15 protein-coding genes are annotated in these 17,189 nt (G+C 63.9%); 12 read left to right on the forward strand and 3 right to left on the reverse strand.

Features of this window, described 5'->3' with window-relative positions; translation table 11 throughout:
* Positions 1-143: 143 nt before the first annotated feature.
* From BMY06_RS07255 to BMY06_RS07275, 5 genes are all read left to right on the forward strand, one after another.
* A complete protein-coding gene (locus BMY06_RS07255; RefSeq protein ID WP_065060714.1) occupies positions 144-788 on the forward strand; it encodes a TetR/AcrR family transcriptional regulator in 645 nt (214 codons plus the stop codon).
* A 51-nt stretch (positions 789-839) separates the two neighbouring features.
* On the forward strand, positions 840-1,346 hold the full coding sequence (locus BMY06_RS07260) for a GNAT family N-acetyltransferase (protein ID WP_074982366.1): 507 nt from the start codon (positions 840-842) through the stop codon (positions 1,344-1,346).
* Between the two features lie 94 nt (positions 1,347-1,440).
* Entirely contained in the window at positions 1,441-2,499 is a 1,059-nt protein-coding gene (locus BMY06_RS07265; protein ID WP_074982669.1) for an LLM class flavin-dependent oxidoreductase, read from the forward strand.
* A 68-nt stretch (positions 2,500-2,567) separates the two neighbouring features.
* Positions 2,568-3,539, forward strand: coding sequence for an aliphatic sulfonate ABC transporter substrate-binding protein (locus tag BMY06_RS07270; protein ID WP_074982368.1), 972 nt, complete (start codon positions 2,568-2,570; stop codon positions 3,537-3,539).
* A 195-nt stretch (positions 3,540-3,734) separates the two neighbouring features.
* On the forward strand, positions 3,735-4,487 hold the full coding sequence (locus BMY06_RS07275) for a putative quinol monooxygenase (protein ID WP_065060652.1): 753 nt from the start codon (positions 3,735-3,737) through the stop codon (positions 4,485-4,487).
* Positions 4,488-4,599: 112 nt separating this feature from the next.
* Here the strand turns inward: BMY06_RS07275 and BMY06_RS07280 are convergent, their stop codons facing one another.
* A complete protein-coding gene (locus BMY06_RS07280; RefSeq protein WP_065060651.1) occupies positions 4,600-5,304 on the reverse strand; it encodes a CerR family C-terminal domain-containing protein in 705 nt (234 codons plus the stop codon).
* 102 nt (positions 5,305-5,406) lie between these two features.
* On the opposite strand from BMY06_RS07280, the gene BMY06_RS07285 reads away from it, so the two are divergent.
* The 6 genes from BMY06_RS07285 to BMY06_RS07310 all read left to right on the forward strand — a co-directional run bounded on the left by BMY06_RS07285 (position 5,407) and on the right by BMY06_RS07310 (position 13,423).
* Positions 5,407-6,543 (forward strand): HlyD family secretion protein, encoded by a 1,137-nt coding sequence (locus BMY06_RS07285; RefSeq protein ID WP_065060650.1) that lies wholly within the window; start codon positions 5,407-5,409, stop codon positions 6,541-6,543.
* Positions 6,536-8,143, forward strand: coding sequence for an MDR family MFS transporter (locus BMY06_RS07290; RefSeq protein ID WP_373681588.1), 1,608 nt, complete (start codon positions 6,536-6,538; stop codon positions 8,141-8,143). Before BMY06_RS07285 ends, BMY06_RS07290 begins: the two co-directional genes overlap by 8 nt.
* A gap of 19 nt (positions 8,144-8,162) precedes the next feature.
* Entirely contained in the window at positions 8,163-9,632 is a 1,470-nt protein-coding gene (locus BMY06_RS07295; RefSeq protein ID WP_074982671.1) for an efflux transporter outer membrane subunit, read from the forward strand.
* 140 nt (positions 9,633-9,772) lie between these two features.
* Positions 9,773-11,143: a paraquat-inducible protein A gene (locus BMY06_RS07300; RefSeq protein ID WP_074982372.1), complete on the forward strand. Its 1,371-nt coding sequence runs from the start codon at positions 9,773-9,775 to the stop codon at positions 11,141-11,143.
* Positions 11,136-12,773: a PqiB family protein gene (locus BMY06_RS07305; RefSeq protein ID WP_074982374.1), complete on the forward strand. Its 1,638-nt coding sequence runs from the start codon at positions 11,136-11,138 to the stop codon at positions 12,771-12,773. The genes BMY06_RS07300 and BMY06_RS07305 overlap by 8 nt, the downstream gene beginning before the upstream one ends.
* Positions 12,770-13,423, forward strand: coding sequence for a PqiC family protein (locus tag BMY06_RS07310; RefSeq protein WP_074982376.1), 654 nt, complete (start codon positions 12,770-12,772; stop codon positions 13,421-13,423). The genes BMY06_RS07305 and BMY06_RS07310 overlap by 4 nt, the downstream gene beginning before the upstream one ends.
* A gap of 65 nt (positions 13,424-13,488) precedes the next feature.
* Here the strand turns inward: BMY06_RS07310 and BMY06_RS07315 are convergent, their stop codons facing one another.
* On the reverse strand, positions 13,489-14,652 hold the full coding sequence (locus BMY06_RS07315; protein WP_065060645.1) for a porin: 1,164 nt from the start codon (positions 14,650-14,652) through the stop codon (positions 13,489-13,491).
* A 625-nt stretch (positions 14,653-15,277) separates the two neighbouring features.
* Positions 15,278-16,057, reverse strand: a complete 780-nt coding sequence (locus tag BMY06_RS07320) for a hypothetical protein (protein ID WP_124260528.1) — start codon at positions 16,055-16,057, stop codon at positions 15,278-15,280.
* A gap of 256 nt (positions 16,058-16,313) precedes the next feature.
* On the opposite strand from BMY06_RS07320, the gene BMY06_RS07325 reads away from it, so the two are divergent.
* The gene (locus tag BMY06_RS07325; RefSeq protein WP_074982380.1) at positions 16,314-17,177 is read left to right on the forward strand and encodes a PadR family transcriptional regulator; all 864 of its coding nucleotides are present in this window, start codon (positions 16,314-16,316) and stop codon (positions 17,175-17,177) included.
* The last annotated feature ends 12 nt before the right edge of the window (positions 17,178-17,189 follow it).

Here is a 17,189-nt window from a genome sequence, read left to right on the forward strand (position 1 = left end):
CATATGGTAAACGCTCAGATACGATATTCGCTCATAGTCAATGATCGCGGATCATTTGTCCCCATGGAACGCACCGCCACGCAGCCTGGCGGGTGCCCATTCGGATTAGAATGATCGTCAACAATGACTCTGGATGGATTTCGATGAGCGCTTCGGCCCAGGAAAGCGAAAAGGAAGGACGCGTGGCGCGGCGGCAGCGCCGTAACCGCGAGGCGCTGATCAAGGCCGCCGGCACGATCATGAGCGAGAAAGGCATCGACGCCGCGACGATGCTGGAGATCGCCGATCTCGCCGACGTCGGCGCGGGAACGGTCTACAACTACTTCAAATCGAAGGACGAACTCGCGATCGCGGTGCTGGAGGACATGATGCACGAGCTGGCGCTGCGCATCGAACGCGCGACCGCCGGCCTGTCCGATCCGGCCGAGGTCTACGCGTTCGGCATTCGCACGGTGCTCGAAGCGGCCACGACGGATATCCGCTGGAAGGAAATGCTGTTCCGCTCGGAGGTGATCGCCGACGCGCTGTTCCGGCGCATGGGGCCGTTCGCGATTCGCGATTTGCGCCGCGCCGTCGAGGCGGGACTGTTCAGCGTCTCCGATCCCGATCTTGTCTGGCACCTGAGCGCGCACGCGATTGTCGGCGCCAGCCTCGCCATCACCACGGGCCGGATCTCGGGCAGCGTCAAGGACGAGATCGTCGTGCGCCTGCTCTGCATGACCGGCATCGGTATCGAGGCGGCCACGGCACTCGCGGCGCGTCCGCGGCCCGCTTCCGTGATCGCATAGATCGCATAAACGAGTGATTCACACCATCGGCGTAATTGACGGGTTTAAACCATGCACATTCGTACAGCTTCGAAAACCGACGCACACGCCATCAGCGCAGTGGCGATCCAGACATTCGCACTCGCCTGTCCCGCGAATACGCCCGAATTCGAGCTTCGAAAATATATCGACGAGAATCTCACGCCGTCGCGCTTCGAATCGATTCTCGCGGACGGCAACTTCGATGTGCGCGTCGTGGACGATGGCGGGAATGTCGTCGGTTTCAGCGTGCTGACTCATCGTCCTGACGTGCTGGACATGCCGCTCGCAGACGGCATCGCGGAATTGACCCGGTGCTATGTACTGCCGGCGTATCACGGCACCGGCGCGGCGCAAAAGCTGGTGACGGCCACGCTCGCCGCATTGAATGGCGCGGTCCGACTCACCGTCAACGATCAGAACGCGCGCGGCATCCGCTTTTACGAGCGCAATGGATTCGCGACGGTCGGCGAAACCACGTTTGAATGCGGCGACGATCTCCATCGGGATCTGGTGATGGTTCGGGCCGCCGCGCGTTAGCCGTTCCAGGAACATCGATAGAAAAAATGCTTCGCTCGCAAGAGCAACCAAAAGCGCATCATGGCGGATCGTTCCGTCAACCTAGATGATGCTCATGTCTCACCCGCTGCCCCGTTTCGGTGTCTGGGCTCTGGTCCACGGCAGCCGCGCCGCCCTGCAAGATCCCGCCGAGCCCTACGACGCGTCGTGGGCTCGCAACAAGGCCCTCGTGCTGGAGGCCGAACGCCTCGGCTACGACTCGGTTCTCGTCGCTCAGCACACGATCAATCCGCACGATCCGCAACTCGACCAGCTCGAAGCGTGGACCGCCTCGGCCGCGCTCGCGGCGCTCACCGAGCGCATCGAGATCATCGCGGCGATCAAGCCTTATCTTTACCATCCCGTCGTGCTCGCCAAGATGGCGCAGCAGATCGAACACATCAGCGGCGGCCGTTTCGCGATCAATCTCGTCAACGCGTGGAACCGTCCCGAACTGGAGCGCGCCGGCATCGGCTTCGCGGAACACGACGCGCGCTATGCCTACGGCCGCGAATGGATCACGGTGGTCGATTCGCTGTTGCGCGGCGAACGCACGTCGTTCGACGGCGAACATTTTCGCGTCGACGACTACGCACTGCGCCCCGCCGATCCTTACCGCGAACGTCCGCGCATCTACGTGGGCGGCGAATCCGAACCGGCGCGTCAACTGGTGGCGGATAAAGGCGACGTGTGGTTCATCAACGGCCAGCCGCTCGACGACGTGCAGCGTCTGATCGGCGACGTTGCCGCGCGTGCACGACCGCAAGGCCTTCCCGCGCTGCGCTACGGCCTCTCGGCTTTCGTGATCGCGCGCGAGACCGACGCGCTAGCGCACGAGCATCACGCGCACCTGTTCGCGCTCGCGGAAAAAGACCGTCCGCTGCGCGAGCGCCAGCAGGCGAACATCGACCCGAAGGCCGTCATGTTCCAGACCTTCGCACAGTCGGCGCGCGTGGGATCGAACGGCGGCACGGCCGCGCAACTCGTGGGCAGCTACGACACGGTCGCGCAGCGCATCGCCGACTTTCATCGCGCCGGCGTCGAACTGTTCATGCTGCAATTCCAGCCCTTCGAGGCGGATATGCGCACGTTCGCGCAGCACGTCGTCCCGCGCGTGAAGGCGCTGCTGAGCTAATTCAACGCAAGCCGCGACTGATCCCGGTCGATCGCGGCTTCGATATTTCCACTTTGATCAGTCATCCTATGGATATCCAACGTCGACGTTTCATCAACACGCTGACGGCCGCCACGCTGGGCACCGTCGCCGCGCCCGCCTTCATGTCGATCGCGCGCGCCGCCGAGACGCGCACGCTGCGCATCGGTTATCAGAAGTTCAACACGCTCAATATCCTCAAGGGCACCGGCCATCTCGAACGCGCGCTCGAACCGCTGGGCTGGAACGTGCGCTGGGCCGAGTTCACGGCCGGGCCGCAACTCACGGAAGCGCTCAATGCGGGCGCGCTCGACTTCGGTCATGCGGCGGATACGCCGTCGGCCTTTGCCAATGCCGCGGGCGTGAACGCGGTCTATCTCGGCGCCGAGCAACCGTATCCGAAGGGAATCGGGATCTTCGTGCCGGCCAACTCGCCGATACGCTCGATCCGCGAATTGCGCGGCAAGAAAGTGGCGATCGGCCGCGGCTGGAACGTGCAATATCTGCTGGTGCGGGCGCTCAACGAAGCCGGCCTGCAATACACGGATATCGAGCCCGTCTATCTCACGAGCGCAGCGGATGTGAGCGCCACCTATCTGTCCGGCAATGTCGATGCCGCGGGCCTCTGGGATCCGTTCCTCGCCAGCCAGCAACTCGCCACGTCGCCGCGCGTGCTGCGCGACGGCACCGGCCTCTCGAATAACCGGACCTTCCATCTCGCGCGCCCGGAATTCGTGAAGGCCAATCCGGACGTGATTCGCGTGCTCTTTCGCGAACTGCGCAACGCGAACACCTGGACGCAAAGCCATCCGCAGGAAACGGCGAGCCTGCTCGCGCCGCAACTGGGCGTGCCGCCAGGCGTGTTGCTGCTATCGACCGAACGCCGTCACTACACGACCGTTGCCGTGACGCCCGACATCGTCAAGGAACAGCAGGATATCGTCGATACGTTCCATGGGCTCGGGCTCATCAAGGAACGCGTCGATGTCGCGCGATTCGTGTATCCGGAGGTCTTCGTGTAAGACGCCGTGGGGACGCCCGAACGTTGGGCGCCCCCACGACTCCCGCATCGCTCAGCGTGTTGGCCGAACAGCGCAGGCGCCTTCAGGCGCGCCGTGATCGCCGTAATCGCCGTGACCTAAAGGATTCTTCATGTTTGATTGCGCGGGATCTGGCACCATCGGCCACCTTCCCTTTTGAGCGAGTTGCCTTTACTCATGCGCCATTCCTGCTTCGCCACACTCCGCAATCGCACCGGCAAACTCGTTGTGCTCGCAAGTTCCGCGCTGATCGCCGCCTCGGCCTTCGCTGCCGCGCCAGACGCTTCGTCGAACGCGCTGCCCTATTCGAATCTTTCGACCTTGCATGTTAAAGCGGCGCAATTGCAGCCTTTCCTGCGAGCGCTGCGCCACAACGCCGCCAATGCGCGCGAGGAAGCGGGCAATCTGTCGTTCACCGTGTTTCAGTCGACGACTTCGCCGACTACGCTGTACGTGCTCGAACAATGGAAAGATCAGGCGGCCTACGAGGCGCATATGAAGCAGCCGGCGCTGCTTGAAATGCACCAGGCCGCGAAGGCCGATCTGGATGGCGGCATTGCGCACATGCGCATTATTCCGGCCACGCCGGACGCCGGCATTCAGCCGAAGCAGATTGCGCAAGGCAATCAGACCAGCAACGTGCTGGTGTTTCTTTCGGTGAAACCCGCTGAATCGGCGCAATTCCACGCAGATGTCGCGGCCGTTTCGCCGACGTTTCGCGCCGCGCCCGGCAACGTTTCGTTCGAGGTGTATCAGAACGCCGACGACAAGAACGAAATGGTTCAACTCGAACGCTGGACCAGCGAGTCGACGCATCAGGACAATCTGAAACGCCCCGTGATCCAGCAGATTCGCAGCGGCTACGCCGTCACGCTGGCCAAGCCGATGCTCGACGGACGCGTGCTGCTCAAGGACGTGACGGACGATTAAACCGCGCTCGCGCCGCGCTTTGGCCTGCCGTCCGCGGCAGGCGCATCAACATTCGCGCGGCGGCACGAAGAAAAATGATGATGATGAAGCCGCAGGCGGCCACGTCGAAACTTCATGCCTCGTTGCGCCACGAATTCAGCAACAGCCGTGTTTGCGCGCTGACGACGGTCTTCACGAACTCCGCGTTTTCCCCGTCGATATCGCCCCAGCCGAGCATCGAAAGCGTCGACTCGCGCGCGACGTGAAACGCGAAATATTGCCCCCACATGCTGATCATTCGCACGATGGTCAGCGGGTCGTTTTCCGCACGTCCCGTGATGCGCGCCACGAGTGCCGCGTTGACCTTGTTCATCGGCGCACGCAAGCGTTCACGCAGCACCTGCGTGCCGATTTCCGGCTCGCCGCCGCCCTGCTCGCGGGCAAAAAAGAGCCGGCGATCGGTCTCGCGCCCCTTCTTGAACATCAGATCGGCGATCGTGCATTGCAGTGCGACGAACGCTTCGATCAGCGCCTCCTGCGAGGCGTTCTCGTCCTTCAAGGTCGCTTGAGCGCGTAAAAGCGCCGGTTCGAGCACCTGAAGCGCGTCGTCGACGATCGCCTCCGCGCACGCCCGGTACACGCCTTCCTTGTTTTCGAAGTAGTACTGCAACGCCGGCGCATTGACGCCCGCGCGCGCCGCGATATCACGCGTCGACGCGCCCGCGAAACCATGCTGCCCGAACAGGGAAATGGCTGCGTCGATCAGCTTTCGGCGAGTCTCTTCGCCGCGTGCGTAGCCGCCCTCGCCGGGGTGACGGGGTCGTCGTGGTTCGTTCATACAAAAAGAAACGTCAATGAAAACTTCCAAAATATAACACTTGACAGATATCTTCCGAGTGGAATAATTCGTCCATCTGGAATAAATTAAGGTTTGTTAACCATGTCGACGACTGCTGGAGCGCCTGGGCGCGCTGATCAGGAAACCACTCCCAACGCGCCCGCACGCGGTTCCCGGCGCGGCATGGTGATCGGCGGCGCACTGCTGGCGCTCGCCGCCGCAGCGGGCTGGGCGGGCCACTGGTGGCTCGTCGGGCGCTTTATCGAAAGCACCGACGATGCCTATCTCCAGGCCGATAGCGTGACCATTGCGCCCAAGGTGAGCGGCTATATCACCGACGTTTTCGTGGCGGACAATCAGGCCGTCAAGGCCGGCGACCCGCTCGTGCGCCTTGACACGCGCCAGTATCAGGCTGCACTCGACCAGGCCAGCGCCACGGTCGATGCGCGCAATGCCGATATCCAGCAGGCCGAAGCGCAGCTCACGCAGCAGCGCGCGAAGATCGCGCAGGCCGCGGCTGAGGAAGACGTGGCGCGCGTGAGCCTGCGCCATGCGCAGGACGAAGTGGCGCGCTACACGCCGCTCGCGGCGTCGGGTGCGGAAACGGCCGAGAAGCTTTCGGAACTCAAGAGCTCGCGCGATCAGGCGCAGGCCACGCTGGCCGCCGATCACGCGGCCGTCGAATCGGCGCGCTCGCAGGTGGGCGCGCTGACGGCCCAGCTCGGCCAGGCCCGCGCGCAACTCGAAGCGGCCAAGGCGAGCGCGGCGCAATCGCAGCTTGACCTCAACCATACGGTCGTCACGAGTTCCATTTCGGGCCGCGTCGGCGACCGCACGGTGCGCGTGGGACAGTACGTGCAGCCCGGCACGCGCATGCTCTCGATCGTCCCGGTTCAGGACACCTATCTGACCGCCAACTTCAAGGAAACGCAGATCGGGCGCATGCGCATCGGTCAGCCGGTGGAAATTTCCGTCGACGCGCTTTCCGGACACAAGCTTCACGGCGTCGTCGACAGCTTCTCGCCGGGCACCGGCGCGCAATTCGCGCTGCTGCCGGCGGAGAACGCAACCGGCAACTTCACGAAGATCGTGCAGCGCGTGCCGGTGCGCATCCGCCTCGAAACCGGTCCGCAAACGCGCAAGGTGCTGCTGCCCGGCATGTCGGTGACCGCCGAGGTCGATACGCGAAGCTCGCGCGACGACGATCGACGCATCGACGCCGAGAACCATCGTGAGTAATGCCAGCTCCACCAGTCCCGCCGGCATGACGGGGCACGCCCCGCATGCTCACGGCGAGCGCGCAAGCACGTCGGACTGGATCGCCGTCGCGGCGGGCGCGCTCGGCGCGCTCATCGCCACGCTCGACATTTCGATCACGAACTCGGCGCTGCCACAGATTCAGGGCGAAATCGGCGCGACCGGCACCGAGGGTACGTGGATTTCCACGGGCTATCTGATGTCGGAAATCGTCATGATTCCGCTCGCGGCGTGGCTCACGCGCGTGTTCGGCCTGCGCAATTTCCTGCTCGTCAACGCCACACTGTTCATCGGCTTTTCGATGATGTGCGGCTGGTCGGGCTCGCTCGCCATCATGATCGCCGGACGTATCGGCCAGGGTTTCACGGGCGGCGCGATGATCCCGACCGCGCAGACCATCATTCGCACCCGCCTGCCCCCGTCGCAGTTGCCGATCGGCATGACGATATTCGGGCTGACCGCGCTGCTCGGGCCGTTGCTGGGTCCGGTGGTCGGCGGCTGGCTCGCGGAAAACATCAGCTGGAGCTGGTGTTTCTTCGTCAACCTGCCCGTGTGTCTCGCGCTGATCACGCTGCTGCTTTACGGGCTCGGTCCCGATCGTCCGCATTGGGAAGCCTTTTTGAAGGCCGACTGGATCGGCATCATGGGGCTCGCTATCGGCCTCAGTTCGCTGACCGTGGTGCTCGAAGAGGGACAACGCGAACGCTGGTTCGAATCGCAGATGATCGTGACGCTCACCTTCGTTTCGCTGTTCGGGATGCTGCTGATCGCCGTTTCCCAGTTCGTCGCCAAAAAGCCCATTTTGCGTCTTTCGCTGATGCGCAACCTGCGCTTCGCCAGCGTCAACGTGATCGTCTTCATGGTCGGCGCGGGGCTGTACGGCATTTCGTATCTGCTGCCGCAGTTTCTGAGCCAGGTCGCCGGTTATAACGCCGAGCAGTCGGGCATGGTGATGCTGCTCTCCGGCATCCCGGCCATGTTGACGATGCCGTTCCTGCCGCGTCTGCTGGGCAAGGTGGATATCCGCATGCTGGTGATCACGGGTCTGCTGCTGTTCGCGTGGAGTTGCATGCTCGACACCACGCTCACGGCGCAGAGCGTCGGGCACGATTTCACGTGGTCGCAGCTGCTGCGCGGCGTCGGCCAGATCCTCTCGATGATGCCGCTCAATCAGGCGGCGATGGCCACGGTCACGCGGGAAGAATCCGGCGACGCGGCGGGCATCTACAACATGGCGCGCAATCTCGGCGGCTCGGTGGGCCTCGCGATTATCGGCACGCTGATCGACCGGCGCGAAACCTTCCATACGGCCGTGCTTCGCGAGGCCGTCACGAACAATTCGGTCAACGGACAGGCGCATATCGCCGCGAGCGCGGCGAGTTTCTTCGCGCAGACCGGCGACATGGCCTACGCAAAGATGCAGGCGCTGGGGCAACTGGCCGCCCAGATCCAGACGCAGTCGACCGTCATCACCTATTCGGAGACGTTCTGGGTGCTCGGTATTGCCTTGCTCGCGTGCATTCCGCTTGCCGCGCTGCTCAAGAATCCGCGCCCTGGCGCCGCTCCTTCCGCCGGTCATTGAAGCTAAAGAATCGAACATGATGACAACCTTTACCCTCCGCCCTCGTGCGGGCGCACTCGCCGTGGCCTGTGCCGCCAGCCTGCTGGCCGCCTGCACGGTGGGTCCGGACTACCACGGCGCGCCCGCCGTGGCGCCCGAGGCGGCCAGCGCGGACAGCTTCGTGCGCACGCCCGCGAAGGGCATCGTCGCGACCGCGCCCGCTCCCAACCAGTGGTGGCTGGCGCTGAACGACCCGCAACTGAATACGCTGATCGCCGCCGCCTTCGCGCATAACCCCGACCTGCGCGCGGCGCAGGCGCGGCTGCGCGAATCGCGCGCGCAATTGCAGCAGCAGCGCGCGGCCGAAATGCCCAAGCTCAGCGCCGACGCCGCCGCGGTCCGCATGCGCGAGCCCGATCTGAGCGCGCTGTCGTCGGCGGACTCCAGCGCGGGTTCGTCGGGACGCGGCCCGCTCTCGCTCTACACCGCCGGCTTCGACGCCTCGTGGGAAATCGATCTGTTCGGCGGCACGCGCCGTGCAATCGAAGCCGCGGACGCGCAGTCCCAGGCCGTCAACGCGGACCTCGCCGATGCACAGGTCTCGATGGCCGCCGAAGTCGCGCAGGCCTATATCGATCTGCGCGATCAGCAGCAGCGCCTGCTCATCGCGCAACGCACCGCCGAGCTTCAGCAGCAGAGTCTCACGCTCACCGAGCAGCGGCGCGCGGGCGGCACGGCCGCCGACGTCGATGTCGAGCGCCTGACGACCCAGGTCGAAAACACCCGCTCGACGCTCACGCCGCTCGCGGCGCAAGTGGAAATCTCGCTCGATCAACTCGCGGTGCTCACCGGCAAGGCGCCGGGCGCGCTCGACGCCGAACTGGCGCAGCCGCGTGCGTTGCCCGCGCTGCCGGCCACGGTGCCCGTGGGCGATCCGGCGAAGATGCTCGAGCAACGCCCGGATATTCGCGCCGCCGAGCGCCGCCTCGCGTCGAGCAACGCGCAGATTGGCGAACATATCGCCGACTTCTTCCCGAAGGTCACGCTGTACGGCGATCTGAGCTATTCGGCCGCCGACCCCGGCCATCTGTTCCGCAAGTCCAACGCCACGTGGCTCGGTGCGCCCTATCTCTCGTGGAACCTGTTCGATTTCGGCCGCACGCTCGGCGCGGTGCACGGCGCGGAAGCCTCGCGTGACGAAGCTATCGCGAACTACGAAAAGACCGTGCTCGGCGCGCTCAAGGACGCCAACGACGGCCTCTCGCGTTTCGGCTATCAGCGAGAACATCTGGCGACGCTGGAGAAAGTGCAGAAGTCGGCGCTGCGTTCGGCGGACCTGACGCGTCAGCGCTATCGCGCAGGCACGGTCAGCCTCGTCGATCTGCTGGATACGCAACGTGCTGAATTTTCGGCGCAGCAGGACGTGGTCGCGGGCCAGGCGGAGTTGCTCAAGGATTACGTCTCGCTGCAAAAGAGTCTAGGCCTGGGCTGGCAGCCGCCGCAGACCTGATCGCCGGGCGCCGGCCCGCGAACGTGGGGGCGATCGCCGCACAAGGCGATCGCTCCTTCCAGCGGGATCGCGCGCTGCCAGCTGAAAACGCGGCAAATCCAGGCGGATCGTTATACAAGTTTTTCCCCACATAGTCCCGGATGCCCTACCCCACACTCGTCGCGTGTCGCCACTGTGATGCGCTTTACCGCAAGCCGCGCCTGCAGCGTCGCCAGTCCGCGCGCTGCTCGCGTTGCAGCACCGCGCTCTACCGCGAAAACGCGGCGCAACTCGACCGCATCGGCGCGATCACGGTCGCGGCGCTCGTCACCTTCCTCATCGCGCAGTCGTTTCCCATCATCGAACTCGACGCCAACGGCATCACCTCGCAGTCGAGCCTGCTCGGCGCGCTCGTGGTGCTGTGGCGCGAGGGCATGCAGTCCGTTGCGTCGATGGTGTTCTGCGCGACTTTTCTGTTCCCGCTGATCGAGATGGTCGCGCTGCTTTACGTGCTGCTGCCACTGCGCCGCGGCATCGTCGCGCCGGGCTTCAACCTCATGATGAAGGCGCTTCGCTTCGTGCGGCCCTGGGGCATGCTCGAAGTCTTCATGGTCGGGATACTCGTTGCGATCGTCAAACTGGTGAGCATCGCGCGCGTGATTCCGGAAACGGCCCTGTTCGCATTCGCCGCCCTGACGCTCATGCTGGCTGTCATCGCGGCGTTCGATCCGCGCGGGCTCTGGGATGTCGTCGATGGGTTGCGCGCTCGCGGAGCGGACCGTTCGCCGTCGCCGCGACATCAGCACCATCAGCACCATCAGCACCATCAGCACCATCAGCACCGTCAGCACAGCGAAGGACGCGAAACGCCCAGCCCCACGACCGCGCGCGAAGCGGGCCTCGATTGCTGCCACGTCTGCGGACAACTGGAAGCGCGGCAGCCGCACGCGCACGACCGGCGCTGCACGCGCTGCGATACGCCGCTGCACACCCGCCGGCCCGATGCGCTGCGCCGCACGTGGGCGCTGCTGTCCGCCGCGGCGATTCTCTATATCCCGGCGAACGTGCTGCCCATCATGAACACGGCGACGCTCGCACACGATCGCGGCGACACCATCCTGAGCGGCATCGTTCACTTCTGGCTGACGGGCGAGTGGCTGATTGCGGCCATCGTCTTCATCGCCAGCATCATGGTGCCGCTGCTCAAGCTCTCGGCGCTCGGGCTGCTCGCGCTGACCTCGCAGCGCCGTTCCACCTGGCGCTCGGCGGAACGCACCACGCTTTATCGCATCGTTGAATTCATCGGCCGCTGGTCGATGCTCGACATCTTCGTCATCGCGCTCACCGTTTCGCTGGTGCGCTTTGGCTCGTTCGGCGTCGTCACTGCCGGACCCGGCGCGATCGCCTTCGGTTCCGTCGTGATCCTGACGATGCTCGCGTCGATGCAGTTCGATCCGCGGCTCATCTGGGATCCGGTTCCCGGCGCCACGCAGGAACGCCCGCAACACACAAAGGAACACTCGAATGACTAGTCCGAAAGGCATCCGGCCACCTTCCGGCGACGCTGCACCGCCCGATGCAAACGACCCGGATATCGTCGAGCCGCGACGCTGGCTGCCGTCGCTCATCTGGATCGTGCCGCTCGTTGCCGCGCTGATCGGCATCGGCCTCGTGGCGAAATCGGTCGCCATGCGCGGCCCCACCATCACCATCAGCTTTCTGAGCGCCGAAGGGCTCGAACCCGGCAAAACCAAGGTCAAGTACAAGAATGTCGATATCGGCTCGGTGCGTGCGGTCAAGCTCTCGCCGAACCTCTCGCACGTGCTCGCGACGGTCGAGCTGACGAAGGACGCCGGCAGCTTCGCGACGAAGGACAGCCGCTTCTGGGTGGTGCGTCCGCGTGTGGGCGCGGGCGGCGTGTCGGGTCTCGGCACGCTGCTCTCCGGTGCCTACATCGGCGCCGACGCGGGCCGCTCGGCGGAAACCGCGCACGACTTCACGGGCCTCGAAACGCCGCCTGCCGTCACCATCGACGAGAAGGGGCATCAATACGCGCTGCACAGCAAGGATCTGGGCTCGCTCGATATCGGCACGCCGATCTTCTATCGCCGCATGCAGGTCGGTCAGGTGATCAATTATTCGCTCGACAAGGACGGCTCGGGCGTGACCGTGCAGGTGTTCGTGCGCGCGCCCTACGATCAGTACGTGGGCGTCAATACGCGCTGGTGGCATGCGAGCGGTGTGAACGTGCAGCTCGATTCGAGCGGCTTCAAGGTCAACACGCAGTCGCTGGCCACCGTCATGGCGGGCGGCCTCGCGTTCGAAACGCCGCCGGGCGAAGCGGCCGGCGCTCAGGCGCCGGCGAACGCGGGCTTCACGCTCGCGTCCGACGAAAGCGAAGCGATGCACGAACCCGACGGCAAACCCGTTCGCGTGGTGATGAACTTCAACCAGTCGTTGCGCGGGCTGTCGGTCGGCGCGCCCGTGGATTTCCGCGGCATCGTGCTCGGCCAGGTGACCGATATCGGCATCGACTATGACGCGAAGAGCGGCAATTTCACGATGCCCGTGACGATGAATCTTTATCCGCTGCGCCTTGTGCGCCGCTCGCGCGGCAGTCCGACGCCGCCACCGGATTCGCCGCAGAGCCACGCGCTGATCGAGCGCCTCGTGCAACACGGCCTGCGCGGACAGTTGCGCAACGGCAATCTGCTGACGGGGCAGCTCTACGTCGCGCTCGACATGTTCCCGAAGGCGGCGCCCGCGAAGGCCGATCTCGACCACGATCCGATGCAATTGCCGACCGTGCCGAATTCGCTCGACGAACTCCAGCAGCAGGTCGCCGATATCACGAAGAAACTCAATCAGATTCCGTTCGACAAGATCGGGAACAACCTCAATGAGTCGCTCAAAAGCGCGAATCAGATGTTCGGTCAGGTTAACAATGAGCTGCTGCCCCAGATGCAGGGCACACTCGCCGAAGCGCAGAAAACCTTCAGCGCCGCTCAGTCCACGCTGCAGCAGGATTCGCCACTGCAGTCGGACGTGCACCAGGCGCTGCAGGAACTGACGCGCACGCTGCAATCGCTGAACTCGCTCTCGGATTACCTCGAGCGCCATCCGGAGTCGCTGCTGCGCGGCAAATCAGGAGACAAACCATGACGTTCCGGTTTCTGTCGCTTCGGGCCACCGTCCCGGCACTCGCGCTCGCGGCGGCGCTCGCGGGCTGCGCCTCGCCCGTCAGCCACTTTTATACGCTGAGCCCGAGCGACGACGCGGCGCGCACTCGGCCCGCTGCCGCTCCGAAGGACGGCAATCCGGCGTCGTTGATCGAACTCGCGCCCGTCGACGTGCCGCCGCAAGTCGCGAAGGCGCAGTTCGTCGTGCAGACCGACGCGAACCAGGTGCGCGTGCTCGAACAGGAACGCTGGGCGTCGATGCCCGGCGACGAGATTCGCCGCGCGCTGTCGGGCGATCTCACGCAGCAGTTGAATACGATCGACGTGTACGGCTCGCCGCATCCCGCAGGCGTGCCGGTCTATCGCGTCAGCGTGAACGTGCAGCGCTTCGAATCGTGGCCCGCTTCGCACGCGCTGATCGACGCGGTCTGGAGCGTGCGCTCGCTCGACTCGCAGACCGTCATGACCTGCCGCAGCGTGCTCAATGAACCGGTCGGCGACGGCTATCAGGCGCTGGTGGCCGGTCATCGCCGCGCCGTCGATGCGCTCTCGCAGGCCATCGCCGGTGGCGTTCGCGCGCTTCAGGGCGAGCACGGCAAGGGCAAGCCGGTGAGCTGTCCGGTATCGCCGTGATGCGTTGAACACGGAACCCCCGGCCAAGACACGGCCGGGCGTCCGTTGGCGCGAGGCGCGATAGATCAGAACGAGTGGTACATGCCGACGACCACGATCGTCTGCGTACCCGTGCCGTCGATCCCGTACGACGAGATGTCCGCACGCGCCGCCTGCAGGCCGCCGTCCGCGGTGCGCTGCACGCCGCTCGCGCGCTGGAAGGTGGCGACTGCGTACAACTCGGTCAGCTTCGACACGGAATAGAACGCGCCCGCGCTCACGTCGTTGTAATGCGCCGATGCATCGCCCTTCGCCGACGTGTAGATATAGCCCATGCCGACAGTGGCCGAAGGCGTGATCCGGTAGAAGGCGTACGCGCGACCCGTGTTGTACGTTTCCGTGTTCGCGAACGTCGATTCGCCGTCGGCGGTATAGCGGGCGTTGCTGTAGCCCACGCCGATCTGCCACGGGCCGCTATCGTATTGCACCGCGGCCTGGCCGATGCCCAGCACGTGTGCGGTTTCGTAGGCGGAGTTGATCGATCCGCCTTCGAACTGGCCGTCGTCGGTACTGCTGGTCCAGCCGGTACGCAGCCCGCCATTGGTCGAATTCGCGTTGACGGAGTCGTGATAACCGGCCGCGATCTTGAACGGACCGGTGCTGTAGACCGCCGCCGTCGACCACGTATAACCCTGCCCCAGCGATCCCGCGACGCCGCCCGGCGCGACCAGCGCCTCGAATTTCAGGCCGTTGATGATTGGCGAAACGTACTTGATCGCGTTCGATACGCGCGAGCTGAAGTCGTTGTTGTCGACGTCGCCCGGCGTCGCGAACACAACGCTACCGTATGAGCCGTCCGCCGTCAGCGGATGGACGAGATCGACGATCGGCTCATACATGCGGCCGGCATCGACCGTGCCCCAACGCGAGCTGGACAGCCCGACGAACGATTGACGCCCGAACAGCCGGCTACCTTGCGACGACTTGCCGGTGCCGATCTGGAAACCGGACTCGACCTGGAAGATCGCCCGAAGGCCGCCGCCGAGATCCTCGCTGCCTCTCAAGCCCCAGCGATTGCCGTAGATCGTGCCGTTCTGCAAGGTATAGCGATTGCCGTCGCTGGTCTTCAGATAGCTGAGCCCCGCGTCGAGAATGCCGTACATCGTGACGCTGCTTTGCGCGTGAGCCGTGCCGACGCCGATCAGCCCGAAGATGAGGCTGGCCAGCAGCAGGCGTGGTGTTTTTTTCATAAGGGTTACTAATCGATACGTGATAGATGAGTGGAGAACCGGATCCAATCGCGGATCCGACCGGAACAGCAGGCCTGCCCGATACACCTTCAATCCGGTCGAAATCCGTTGGCGAAGATCGCAGACCCGCATGCCAGACACGAAGCGTCGTGTCATAGCGGCCCACGAGGAAAAAAGCGATGTTTTGCTTTATTTGTGTTGATTTATACAAATGCTAAAAAAGGTCGTCAAGAAGAAATCAATATTCACCTAGGCACTCCATCGCGATCACGCCGAAACACTACGAATACATCATCGATATTTTTTGTATTTTTAGATCATTACATACACATTACCTTGAGGCGATTCTGAACAATCCGGCGCGATGATTCGAAGCGGCACGCATGCGCGTGCCTGCCGATCGCGTCGATCTGCTGGGAGAAGGTTGCTTGATGGAGGCGCCAGATGAGCGAGGCCGCTACGCGCCGCGTTGTGGCGAGGGCTCGCCGTTAATTTCAGCTATTCAAAGTATCTATTTCTTTTTACTGAATAGCGGAAAACCCGCGGCATTGCTGCATGCAGCGAACCACGAAAGAGCGCCCTAATAATTTGAATAACCCGCGTAAGCCCGCACTTGCTCCGCTATTCAATCTCTCGCCATGCGTCGCAACCGCCTTGCGTGCATGTGCTGGGAAAGACCTTTAAACACGCTGTCCTCATGAGGATCGCCGAAATGCAGCAACACCGTGCTTCGCACGCTCGTCGGCAAACACGCCTGATTCGCGTGCAGAGAGCGCATGCCCCAGAAGAAGTAGAGATTCCCCGGCGTCAGCGGTATCAGTTTTGCCGACATGCGTTGCTGCACGCCCTCATTGCGCCATAACCGTTTCAGCAGTTTCTCGACCAGAAGCTTTTCGAGAATATTCACCACCGCAAAACGCCTCGCATTGCGCAAATTCGGAAACATCACCAGATGCCCCGGCGGCTCACCCGGCGCATGGGGAATCAGAATGGGGATCAGCACCGTCACGACATACGAGTCGTAGTGAAAATTGAGCGCATGCCGCAATCCGTGCGTACCGGTCAGCACACGCAGAACCGGGAAGATCCGCCTGCTCGGCGGCGATGCGCGCATCTTCCTTTCATAGAGGGATCGCAGCAGACCCTGCAGACCCGCATCCTCGAATAAGGGCTGCAGGCAGGTGCCGGTGATCCATGATTTGCCTTCGAAGCTGAAGTACTGCCCGCCGTGTTGCTCGATCTGCTGCTCGATGAAACTTCGCAGTTTCGCGAGGATCGCGGCCGGGACAATCTCGTGAAGGACGCCGACCCCATAGTCATCCATTGATCTGGCCAGCGCTTGCGCACTCGCGGGACTCACTGCTGCAAATCCTTCGGAGGCCGCCCACTCGTTCGTTGCAGTCATCGACTTCCCCTGCTGACCAGTCGGGAGATCGTGATCGCAAACTGTAAGGCGTTAAGTGCGGATGCGCACCAAGCAGGCTGATTTCCCGGCACGGCGCGCTTGCCGGCCTTGCGCGATGCAGCGGCGTTATCGGTGGTCGGAGCGCGACTTCGTGCTCGATGGCTGCGATCGCACCCCCAAAATTCTCTTTGACAAACGCTCTTACGATATATATCTTAAGACATGTTTTAAGACACTCAAATGTTAAGGAGGCCCTATGCGCCACCACCATCACCTGTCCGGTCATCACGGACACCACGGCCGTCGAGGCCGTCACGGCCAGCCGGAGCGCGATTTCGCCGACCGCCGCCAGGACGGTTTCGGCCCTGCCGAACGTCATGAACGTAGCGAACGCCACGAACAACGCAGCGAGCGCGCCTTCGCTTTCGGCTTCGGCCGCGGCGACATGCACACCGCCCGCTTCGCGATGCGCCACCCTCTGCACGCGCTGCGCCACGCCATGGGCCGCCATCGCGGCGGCGAAGGCCCAGGCGATTTCAGCGAAGGTTTTGGCCGCGGCGGCGGTTTCGGCAACTTCGGCGACGGCGACGGTTTCGGCCGCGGCCGCAAGTTCAGCTCGGAAGACCTGCAACTGATGCTGCTCGTGCTGCTCGCCGAACGCCCGAGCCACGGCTACGAGCTGATCAAGGCGCTCGACGCGCGCTCGAACGGCTTCTACAGCCCGAGCCCCGGCATGGTCTATCCGGCGCTCACGTATCTGGAAGAACTCGGCTACGTCAGCGTGACGCTCGAAGGCAATCGCAAGCGTTACGAGCTGTCCGACGAAGGTCGTCAGTATCTGGACGCCAATCGCGAACGCGCCGACCTGATCCTCGCCAAGCTCACGCACTTCGGCCGCAAGATGGAAGTCATGCGCCGCGCGCTCGCGGGCGAAGACCCGTCGGACGGCACCGGCTGGGTGCGCGAGCTGATCGACGCGCGCCGCGCGCTCAAGCGCGCGTTGCTGCGCCGCACGGACGTCGCGCCCGACGAGCAGCGCCGCATCGCGGCCATCCTCGCGCGCGCCACCCAGGAAATCGAAGGCGGCAGCAACGGCGGTGGAGAGAACAGCGGCGCCTGATCACCGGCGCAG

The sequence above is a fragment of the Paraburkholderia tropica genome (assembly GCF_900109265.1).
Classification (GTDB): domain Bacteria; phylum Pseudomonadota; class Gammaproteobacteria; order Burkholderiales; family Burkholderiaceae; genus Paraburkholderia; species Paraburkholderia tropica.